Origin of the sequence: Aquabacterium sp. (assembly GCF_004297345.1) — a bacterium.
Lineage (GTDB): Bacteria > Pseudomonadota > Gammaproteobacteria > Burkholderiales > Burkholderiaceae_C > Aquabacterium.
This window is the reverse complement of record NZ_SCTN01000467.1, coordinates 1-5,728: the sequence shown is the minus strand read 5'-3', so window position 1 is coordinate 5,728 and position 5,728 is coordinate 1. Positions and strand designations below refer to the sequence as shown.

Annotated in this window: 7 protein-coding genes; 4 read left to right on the top strand and 3 right to left on the bottom strand. The window is 62.6% G+C overall.

The features are described 5' to 3' along the window. Window positions 1-895 (top strand): PLP-dependent aminotransferase family protein (locus tag EPO09_RS18090; RefSeq protein WP_290645231.1); only part of this gene is annotated, 895 nt, incomplete at its 5' end. Here EPO09_RS18090 and EPO09_RS18085 read toward each other — a convergent pair. Further along, window positions 871-1,860 carry an oxidoreductase gene (locus tag EPO09_RS18085; protein ID WP_290645229.1) on the bottom strand — a complete coding sequence of 330 codons (990 nt, stop codon included), beginning with the start codon at window positions 1,858-1,860 and terminating at the stop codon, window positions 871-873. The genes EPO09_RS18090 and EPO09_RS18085 overlap by 25 nt on opposite strands. 137 nt (window positions 1,861-1,997) lie before the next feature. Here EPO09_RS18085 and EPO09_RS18080 point away from each other — a divergent pair, with 137 nt between their 5' ends. Then, window positions 1,998-3,074 carry an AraC family transcriptional regulator gene (locus EPO09_RS18080; protein ID WP_290645227.1) on the top strand — a complete coding sequence of 359 codons (1,077 nt, stop codon included), beginning with the start codon at window positions 1,998-2,000 and terminating at the stop codon, window positions 3,072-3,074. A gap of 12 nt (window positions 3,075-3,086) precedes the next feature. Here EPO09_RS18080 and nhaR read toward each other — a convergent pair whose 3' ends face one another. Next, window positions 3,087-3,992, bottom strand: a complete 906-nt coding sequence (nhaR, locus tag EPO09_RS18075; RefSeq protein ID WP_290645225.1) for a transcriptional activator NhaR — start codon at window positions 3,990-3,992, stop codon at window positions 3,087-3,089. Window positions 3,993-4,093: 101 nt separating this feature from the next. Here nhaR and EPO09_RS18070 point away from each other — a divergent pair, with 101 nt between their 5' ends. Both EPO09_RS18070 and EPO09_RS18065 read left to right on the top strand, forming a co-directional pair. Further along, complete coding sequence (locus tag EPO09_RS18070) at window positions 4,094-4,498, top strand: hypothetical protein (RefSeq protein ID WP_290645223.1); 405 nt, start codon at window positions 4,094-4,096, stop codon at window positions 4,496-4,498. Between the two features lie 79 nt (window positions 4,499-4,577). Continuing rightward, window positions 4,578-5,234 carry a Bax inhibitor-1/YccA family protein gene (locus tag EPO09_RS18065; RefSeq protein WP_367200089.1) on the top strand — a complete coding sequence of 219 codons (657 nt, stop codon included), beginning with the start codon at window positions 4,578-4,580 and terminating at the stop codon, window positions 5,232-5,234. Window positions 5,235-5,241: 7 nt separating this feature from the next. On the opposite strand, the gene EPO09_RS18060 is transcribed toward EPO09_RS18065, so the two are convergent. Continuing rightward, window positions 5,242-5,728: nitronate monooxygenase (locus EPO09_RS18060; protein WP_290645218.1), on the bottom strand; the 487-nt coding region annotated here is incomplete at its 5' end.

The following is a 5,728-nucleotide window of genomic DNA, read 5'->3' as shown; positions in this document are numbered from 1 at the left end:
TCTCAAGGTGGACGCCGATCAGATCATCACCACACTGGGCGCCACGCAGGCTCTGGACCTGGTCACCCGCACCATGCTGCAACCCGGTGATGCCGTGCTGGTCGATGAACCAGCCTGGCCCGTCGAATTTGCACGCCTGGCGCAACTGGGCTTGCGCGTATTGCCCGTGCCCCGTGGCGCCGAAGGGCCCGATCTGGACGTGATGGACAAGCTGGCCAAGGCCCACGCACCGAAGCTGTATGTGACCGTGTCCGTGCTGCACAACCCCACCAGTGCCATGCTGTCACCGGGTCATGCGCACCAGGTACTGCGCCTGGCCGAGACCCATAACTTCCACATCCTTGAAGACGACATCTACGGCTTCCTTGCCCCTGCTCACGCCACACGTCTGTGCGTACTGGACAAACTGCAGCGCGTCATCATGGTTGGCAGCTTCTCCAAGATCCTCACGCCCAGTTGGCGCGTGGGTTACATCGCAGCCCCCCAACATCTGGTGGAACGCATCACCAATACCAAACTGCTGACCTCGCTGACCACCGCACCCATGCTGGAGCAAGCGATCGCGCTGTGCCTGGAGCAAGGCCAGTTGCGGCGCTTCAGCGAGCGGGTCACGCAACAACTCGACGCGGCGCGCGCCCGCACCGTGCAACTGGCACGCCAGGCCGGCTGCCAATTTGCATCGGAGCCTCAGGGGCTGTTCGGTTGGGTCGATACCGGCATGGACACGGAGCGCCTGACCATCCCCATGCTGGACGCTGGCTGGCTGATCGCGCCAGGGGCCCTGTTCTACGCGCAACGACGCCCCTCCACGCTCATGCGCATCAACTTCGCATCTTCACAAGACGCCAAATTCTGGAAAGCGCTGCAGGCTCAGCGCAAACGCACTGCCCCGTGACCAGACTCGCGCCCCAAGGTTGCATCACCATAGCTGAAGCCAGTTGCGGCCTCAGACAAGGCCCAGAAGCGCGCCACCTCGTCCGCTGCCAATGCGCGCCGGGGCGCATCCACCAACTTGGGATAGCCGCGTGACTCCTGCAGCCCGTCCGGGCCGAAGTAATCACCATTCTTGACGCCTGAATCCGTCGCCGCATACAGCGCGGGCAAGGCGCCCATCGAAGCGGGCTGTGCCAGCAAGGCATTGGACACACGCATGGCCGCACGATTCAAGCTGGCAAGCCAGCGCGAGGCACTCACATTGGCCGCGCCAAACTGCAGGTTGGTGGACGCGTAACCCGGATGTGCCGCCACACTGACGATGTGAGAACGCGCGCCCGCCAAACGAGACGCCAGCTCTCGTGCGAACACGATATTGGCCAGCTTGGTATCGCAATAAGCCCGATGCCTTGAATACCGTGGCGAGCCTCGAAAGCCCTCTTGTGGCAAGCGTCCATAGTGGTTGAAGCCACTGCTCATGGTCACCACTCGGGGCGCGGATGCACGCCCCAAAGGGCCCAGCAACAGGCCTGTCAGCAAAAAGTGCCCCAGGTGATTGCACGCCATCTGGATCTCGAATCCGTCCGCAGACAGGGCGTAAGGCAGGAACATCACACCAGCATTGTTGACCAGCAGATCAATGTGCGAATGTGCAGCCGACAGCGCTGCGGCACATGCGCTCACGCTCTGTTGATTGGCCAGATCCAGCGCCTGAAAACTCAGTCGGGCGCCAGGCACCTCGGCACGGATGGCCTCCATGGCCTGCAAGGCCCGAGCCTTGTCCCGACAAGCCATCACCACATGAGCGCCTTGCCTGGCCAACTGCAGGCTGATATGCCAGCCCAGGCCGCTGTTGGCGCCTGTGACGACCGCCAGCTTGCCGTTTTGTGGAGGAATGCGGGTGTGGTCCCAGCGGGTCTGATTCATGCTCGGCTCCATTCGCCTGTGATTGATTGAACACCGGCGCCATCTTGCCGACGAGTGCACGCAAGGTGTGAGCGGCAAGCGTGCCAAAATGCTTGTCATCCTGGGCCACAAACCGACACCCCGCTGCATACCTGGCCATGCCCGCCCTTCCACCTGACACCAACGCCGGCCTGAGCGACATCAGCGTCACTGCGGCCTATCCACGGCGCTTGCTGCACCTGCTGGCAGAGCGAGGCCAGGACATGGCTCCTGCGCTGCGCACACTGGGGCTTCAGGCTGCCGATCTCGATGGAGCCGAAGCACGTGTCTCCATGCTGCAATACGCCGCCATCGCCCAGGCTGCCATCGACGCCACAGGGGACGAAGGCCTGGGCTGTGCACTGGCCTTGAATACACCCCCCACGGCACACGGCCCCCTAGGCTACGCCATTATGACGGCCGACACGCTGGGCGAGGCCTTGACATTGGGGCTGCGCTACATGCCCTTGCTGCAAGGCAAGGCTGTCCTGACCTATCAGGCTGACGCCACGCAGGCCATCCTGTGCCCTCAATTCAACGCGGCCATGACGCCCCCATTGCCTCTCAAGCGCTTCTTCACCGAAGCCTTCATGGTCGGTGTGGCGCGCTCTGCGGCCTGGCTCGCCGGGCTTGAACGCATCGACGAAGGCGAGTTGTGGTTTGACTTCCCCGAACCGCCTTACCACTCGCAATATGCCGCGCTGCTGCCAGCTGTGCACCACGGCATGCCAAGCACGCAATGGCGTGTTCCGCTGTCCGTGCTGCAACGCAGGCTTCCCTTGGCCGATCAGGCCTCCTGTGCACGCGCGCTGGCGCAATGTGATCGTGAAATGGCCTGGCTCGCCGGTGGCGCCGTCAATCTCTGTGCACGCGTGCGCGAGCACCTGCAAGTCAAGTCTGGACCCTATCCTGCGGTCGACGACATGGCCTCGCTGCTCAAGATGTCCAGTCGCACGTTCAAGCGCAGGCTGGCCGAGCAAGGCACGAGCTTCAGCGCCTTGCTGGAGGAGGCCCGACAACTGGAAGCCATCACGCTGCTACGCAGATCCCCATTGCCGCTGGAACGCGTGGCCACGGAGTTGGGTTACGCCGACCCGGCCAATTTCACGCGCGCGTTCAAACGCTGGACAGGCCTGACACCCAGCGCGTTCAGAGACAAGGACAAGGCAGACAGAGGCGACGCCCCGTTGCCATGAACTGCCCTTTGCTCAGCGCGTCCACGCAGCAAAGAGCCCTTCACGTGCGGCCTGCGTGATGGCAGCAACGCCGGGATGCTTGATGCGCCGCTCCACCGTGATCACGTAATAAGACTCGACCAGATCAGTGGCCTCGCCCAGGCGCTTGACCCCATATTGCGCGCGGATGGTCTCGTCCAGCACCATCGGCGCCATGAACACGCCATTGCCCAGGTGCCCCAAAGCCATGGGCAGGGCGTTGTCATCGAACTCACCCACGATGTGGGGTTTGAGCTTGTGCGCGCCCAGCCACTGCCCCAGGCGCATGCCCAAGGCGGAATCGGATGCGGGTGCCAGCAAAGGCGCACCATCCAGACACGCGGGGAAGCCTCTCTTGAGCTTGCCTGCCAGCTCCTTGCTGGCATAAAAGCCCACGCTGGAGCCGCCCAGGCGGTGATTGAACGCCTGCACGCTCATGTCTGCCGGCAGGGGGCGATCTGACAGCACCAGATCGAGCCGGTGCACTGCCAGTTCGGCCAACAGGCTGTCGAGCTTCCATTCACGGCAGATCACCTTGAAGGGCTGCTGGTGCTGCAAGGCAGGCTCCAGCACCAGGCAGGCTACGGGCTTGGGCACCGCGTCAGCCACCCCCACGCGCAGCTCCAGGGGCCTGAGCATGCCGCGAGGCTGACGCACCACCTGATCCAACTCTTCCCCGAGGCTGAAGATGTCTTTGGCATAGCTGAACGCCAGTTGCCCCGTCTCGGTCAACTCCAGCTTGCGGCCCTTCTTCTGGAACAGCGGACGACCGAAATGATCCTCCAGCAACTGAATCTGCCCGCTGACCGTCTGTGGCGTCACATGCAGATGTTCGCTGGCTTTGACCACACCGCCCAGACGGGCCACAGCCCAGAAATACTGCAGATGCTTGTAGTTCATTTCGGTTTTCTCGAACTTTTCGGATCAGAAATTCGAATTTACGCGAAGTATGGCATTTCGTACATTGGCTTCGTCATCCACTCACAAGCAAGGACCTCATCATGCGTGTGTTCATTCAGACCCAAGGCCTCATCCTGTCGCGTGAAGACAGCGAGCACATCCGCCAGCGTCTGCGTCAACTGCTGGGCCGCTTCGGAGACAAGGCGATTGGCGCCTCCCTGCACCTCAAGGACATCAACGGTCCACGCGGTGGCGAAGACAAGGATTGCCAGCTCGTGATCGAGCTCGAAGACACCACCACCGTGGTGCGTGACCGCGGCCACCAGATCCGGGCCATGGTTGACCGTGCCCTGCATCGCGCCTCGCACGCACTGAGCAAGCAGGTCGAGCGCATCCGCGAGCGGCCGCTGCGTGCGCCGCAACTGGGCAAGGGCAGAACGCCTGGCCGCAATCGCCGCATGGAGCGCGCCTTCAACGCACTGAATGCCGTTCCGGACCTCAGCTAACCCCACTCACTTGCACACTGCATCCAAGAAGGACTCAATCATGAACCGCGACACTCACACCACAGCCCAGGCCATTCGCATGCCCGTTCACATGGGCAACGTGGTCGATGTCGACGCCAGCCGGCGCGTGCTACGCAACACCTATGCCCTGCTGGGCATGACGCTGGCGTTCAGCGCCGCCGTGGCCGGTACGGCCATGAGCCTGAACCTGCCTGCGCCAGGCATGATCCTCACGCTGATCGGCTTTTATGGTCTGTTCTTCCTGGTGCACAAGCTCTCGAACAGTGCCTGGGGCGTGGCCGCCGTCTTCGGCCTGACCGGCTTCATGGGCTACACATTGGGCCCGCTGCTCAATGCCGTGCTGCACATGCCGCATGGTGCGGCCGTGATCACGAACGCGCTGGGCGCTACCGCGGTCGCCTTCATCGGCTTGTCCGCCGTGTCGCTCACGACGAAGAAGGACTTCAGCTTCATGGGCAAGACCTTGTTCGTGGGCACGCTGATCGCCATGGTGCTGGGCCTGGGCGCCATCTTCTTTGAAGTACCTGCCCTGAGCCTGGCTGTGTCCGCGATGGTCGTCTTGCTGATGAGCGGCATGATCCTGTTCGAGACCAGCCGCATCGTCAACGGTGGTGAAACCAACTACCTGATGGCCACTGTGAGCCTGTTCGTCAGCGTGTACAACATGTTCACCAGCCTGCTGATGCTGTTTGGTGTCATGGGCCGCGACGAATAAGCGGGCATCAGTCTGCCGAGTTGATCAGGCCGGACACGTTGGCCACCACAGCCCGTGCCTGAGACATCACACGGTCCACGATCTCGGCCACGCTGGCCACGTCGTGGACCAGGCCTTGAGACTGTCCGATCAATTGCACGCCATCCACGTGATTGCCCTCGTGGATGGCTTTTCTCATGGCCAGGGTGGCTGCGCCAAAGTAGGCCACCTTCACAGCCCCGACCAGGCCTTGCCCCATCGCGTCCTTGGCCAAGGCCGTCAAAGGCGTGTTGAGCTCGCGCGCAGCAGACAGAGAACGGCCAATGGCCACTGGTGGGCTGAGCTTGCGCGCGGTGTAGCGACGCCCGCCTGGCGTGCGCATCACACGGCACGGGAAGGTGTCGAAATTGCTGGAGTAGATCGTCTCTTCAGCTTCCTTTTGCAAGATGAGCTGTTTGGTGTCCGCGTGCACCGGGCTCTCCTTGGAACTGGCAAAGCGGGTACCCATGGCCACC